Below are 3740 nucleotides of genomic sequence, written 5' to 3' on the forward strand. Positions count from 1 at the left end.
GGCGGCGCGGGCCCCGAGCAGGGACACCTCGTCGGTCGGCTCGGCGAACAACTCCGTGTCCGTCACCCGCGGTTCCGTGCCGAAGAGCGTCGACAGAGCGGGGCGCGGACGGCCCGTCTGCAGGGCCACCACCTCCCGCAGCACCCCCGTCAGCTGCTCGGCCATCTCGCTCGCCGAGGCGAACCGGCGCGCCGGGTCCGGGTCCGTGGCCCGCACCAGCAGCCGGTAGAAGGACTCGTACCGCCGGAACACCTCGATGTGGTCGGGGTCGGGCAGCGAGTCCACGAAGACGTTCGTGTAGCCCTGGAAGTCGAAGGTGAGCACCGCGAGCGTCCGCGCGACCGTGTACAGGTCCGAGGCGACGGACGGGCCGGCCTCCGCGACCTCCGGCGCCTGGTAGCCGACGGTGCCGTAGATCGCCGACTCGTCGTCGTCCATCCGGCGCACCGCGCCCATGTCGATGAGCTTGAGCTGGTCCTCGGTCTGGATCGCGTTGTCGACCTTGAAGTCGCAGTAGAGCAGGTTGCGGCTGTGCAGGTGGCCGAGGGCCTCCAGCGCCTCGATGCCGTACGCGCAGGCCTGCTCGACCGGCAGCGGGTCGCGTCTCCCGTCCGGTGTGCGGCGGCTGTTGGCGATCTCCTTGAGCGCCTTGCCGCCGACGTACTCCATCACTATGTAGCCGTCCAGCGAGCCGGTCCGCTGGTCCAGGTGCTCCACGAAGTTGTAGATGCGCACGATGTTGGAGTGCTCGATCTCCGCGAGGAAGCGCCGCTCGGAGATCGCCGCCGCCATGGCGTCCTGGTCGCCGGTGTCCAGCAGGCCCTTGAGGACCACCCAGCGGTCCGACACCGCACGGTCCACCGCCAGGTAGACCCAGCCCAGCCCGCCGTGGGCCAGGCAGCCCGCCACCTCGTACTGCCCGTGCACGACGTCCCCGGTGTGCAGCTTGGGCACGAAGGAGTAGGGGTGGCCGCACTTGGTGCAGAACCCCTCCGTGCGGCCCGGCCGGTCGCCGCGCGCCCGGCCCACCGCGGCGCCGCAGTCGGAGCGCGAGCAGAACCGCTTCCGCTCCGGGACCTCCGGGTTCTCCATCACCGCCGTCCGCGGGTCCGGCCGCGGGACGTCCGGGACGAGCACCAGCCCCGCACCCAGCCTGTTCCGTCCGGACGTCGAGCTCGTGGCGCTCCCGGAGGAACGCACCGACACCGAACGGGACGTGGCCGCCCCGGACAGCGAACGGGAGAGCCGTCCGGAGACCGACCGGCGTGACGTCGACGAGCGCGAGGACCGCGAGGAGGAGCGTGAACCCGAGCGCTGCGAGGCGCTGTCGCCGCCCCGGCCGCCCCCGGCGACGCCGGTGGGCGGCGAACCCACCATCCCCGTCGGCGACACGACCGGCGCGAGCCCGCACGTGTCGCAGTACAGCTCGCCGCCGCCCATGTCCTCGTAGTGGCCCTCGCACGCGGGGCGCTGGCACTGCGTACTCATGTTGTCTCCCCGTTGCCGTACCCGCCCCGGCCGCCCGGACGGGGCGGCGACAGCAGGTCCGCCGCGGCCTGCTGGTAACGCAGCACCGCCTGCTCCGCGACGCGCAGATCGCACGGCGCGCTCCACAGCATCCGGCGGGCCGCGTCGTACCGCTCGACCAGCAGCGGCTCCTCCGCCAGACCGTGCTGGACCACCTTCGCCCTGTACGCGTCGAGCCTGCCGCGCAGCTCCGCCCGGACTGCGAGCGGCGCCGTCACCGACGTGAGCGACTCCCGGGCCCGCAGCAACTCGTCCTCGGCCTCCCGCTCCAGCGAGTCCAGCAGGGGGGAGAGCCGGCTCCACTGGGCGTGCCTGCGGTACGCCGAAGCCGTCGCGAGCCGCTCCTGCAGCACGGTCGGAGGTCCGCTGACCACGGGCACCTCGGAGGCGGCGATCTTCGCCAGCACCTCGCCGCGCGCCAACCGGGCCTCCGCGAGCGTACGGGTCGCCCGCGAGAGCAGGTCACGCAGCTGGAGCAGGCGCCGCTCGGAGTCCTGCCGGACCGCGAGCACCGCTTCGATCTCCCGCCGCACGTCCTCCAGGGCGCGGGCGGCCCGGTCGTAGCGCGTGGTGTCGGACCGTCCCCCTCCGGGCGCGGAACTGCGGGGGCCCGGCACCCAGAAGGCCAGCGGATCGGAGATCACCTGCGCCCGCAGCACGGCCAGCTCCCGGGCGATCGACTCCAGGTCGTCACCGGCCGGATGCTCCCCGGGCCGCACCCCGACGGAGTGCGCCAGCGAGCGGGTCCGGTCCAGCTCGGCGGCGAGCAGGTCTATCCGGGCGGGCAGCGCCGACCAGACGGAGTCCGCCGCGAGGACCATGTCCAGCGCGCGGGCGTACAGGTCGTTCATCCGGGCGACCAGCTCCTCCAGCGTGAACCGCTCGGAGAGCCGGGCCGGACCGGTGAGCGAGGCGCCCGGGCCGGCCGCTTGCCCGTTCGCCACGGTCACCCCGTCGCCGCGCAGCAGGTCGGTCAGGGCCACCAGGTCGCTCCTGCCGGGGTAGCGGCGCCTGGCCCGGATCTCACGGGCCGAGGCCAGCGTCCCGGCGTACGCCTCGAAGTACCTCCAGAGCAGCGTGATCGACTGCGCGGCGGAGGCCCAGCGTTCCTTGGTGACACCGGTCAGATCGGCGCCCTCCAGGAGCCGGCGGCCGGCGTGTTCCTCCAGGGCGAGGAGCGAGGACTCGATGGCCTCGTGCTCCGCACGGAGCCGGGCCAGCGTACGGTCCGCCTCGTCCCGGCCCATGACCGGGCCGGGGGGCCTCCCCGCGAAGCTGGGGAAGGAACCCGCGACGCCCATCGATCACCTCTCCGCTCGTTCCGCCGGACCCGGGGGTCCGGGCCGGTTCAGTTGCTCCGGTACGTGGGCTCCGGGGGGCCCTTGATCCCGGGCAGTCCCGCCTCCAGCCACTCGTGGTACGACCGCATCCAGGGGCTGTCCGCGCCGCCCCGACGGTAGTCCTCCAGCACGTGGTTGACCCTGGCCACCAGGTCGTCGGCGCCCAGCTTCGCCGCGACGCCGTAGTACTCGGTGGTGAACGGCTTGTCGCCCTTCAGCTCCACCGCCGGGTCCTGCGCCGCCTGGCCGGCCGCCAGCGCGTTGTCGGTGACCACCGCGTCGACCTCGCCGAGCTGGAGCCGCACCAGGCAGTCCAGCTGGTTGGGGACGGTCAGCAGGTCCGGGTCGCGCGCGGTGCCCTCGTACTCGTCCTCGAAGACCGCGCCGAACGATTCCCTCTTCAGCGCCTCGTAGGCCGTCGAACCCTCGGCGCTGCACACCCGCTTGCCGGCCAGCGAGCGGTCGTAGCCGGTGATGTCCGACTCCTTCGCGGCCAGGACCTGCTGCCCGGCCTGGAAGTAGGCGGTCGAGAACGACACCTGCTCCAGGCGCGCGCAGTTGATGGTCATGGTCCGCACGACCACGTCCACCCGGTCGTGCTCCAGCGCGGCGATGCGCTGGTTGGTGGGGATCGCACGGAAGATCACCGCGTCGGGGTCGCCGAGTACGTCCTTGGCGATGGCCCGCACCAGATCGATGTCGAACCCCTCCAGCGTGCGGGTCTCCGGATTGCGGTACCCCCACCGGAAGCTGTTCTGGTCGACGCCCGCGATCAGCTTCCCGCGCTCACGGATCCTCCGCACGGCCGGCCCGTCCGCGCTCGACGCCGGCAGGCTCGCCTCCGGGTCCGTGCACGACTCCGCCGTGGCGGGC

Annotated in this window: 4 protein-coding genes; 1 reads left to right on the plus strand and 3 read right to left on the minus strand. The window is 73.2% G+C overall.

The genetic code is table 11. The features are described from left to right. Positions 1-1200 (minus strand): serine/threonine protein kinase (locus tag IH13_RS37690; protein ID WP_420713371.1); only part of this gene is annotated, 1200 nt, incomplete at its 3' end. Between IH13_RS37690 and IH13_RS46110 the strand changes: the two genes are divergently transcribed. Then, positions 1178-1450 (plus strand): hypothetical protein, encoded by a 273-nt coding sequence (locus IH13_RS46110; protein ID WP_420713372.1) that lies wholly within the window; start codon positions 1178-1180, stop codon positions 1448-1450. The two genes, IH13_RS37690 and IH13_RS46110, sit on opposite strands and share 23 nt — an antisense overlap. A 34-nt stretch (positions 1451-1484) precedes the next feature. Here IH13_RS46110 and IH13_RS0116825 read toward each other — a convergent pair whose 3' ends face one another. Together IH13_RS0116825 and IH13_RS37700 are read right to left on the minus strand one after the other, a co-directional pair. Then, positions 1485-2828 (minus strand): coiled-coil domain-containing protein, encoded by a 1344-nt coding sequence (locus IH13_RS0116825; RefSeq protein ID WP_031085247.1) that lies wholly within the window; start codon positions 2826-2828, stop codon positions 1485-1487. Between the two features lie 47 nt (positions 2829-2875). Next, on the minus strand, positions 2876-3740 hold an 865-nt coding region (locus IH13_RS37700), incomplete at its 5' end, for a glutamate ABC transporter substrate-binding protein (protein ID WP_031085249.1).

The sequence above is a fragment of the Streptomyces sp. NRRL WC-3549 genome, assembly GCF_000721935.1.
Classification (GTDB): Bacteria; Actinomycetota; Actinomycetes; order Streptomycetales; family Streptomycetaceae; genus Streptomyces.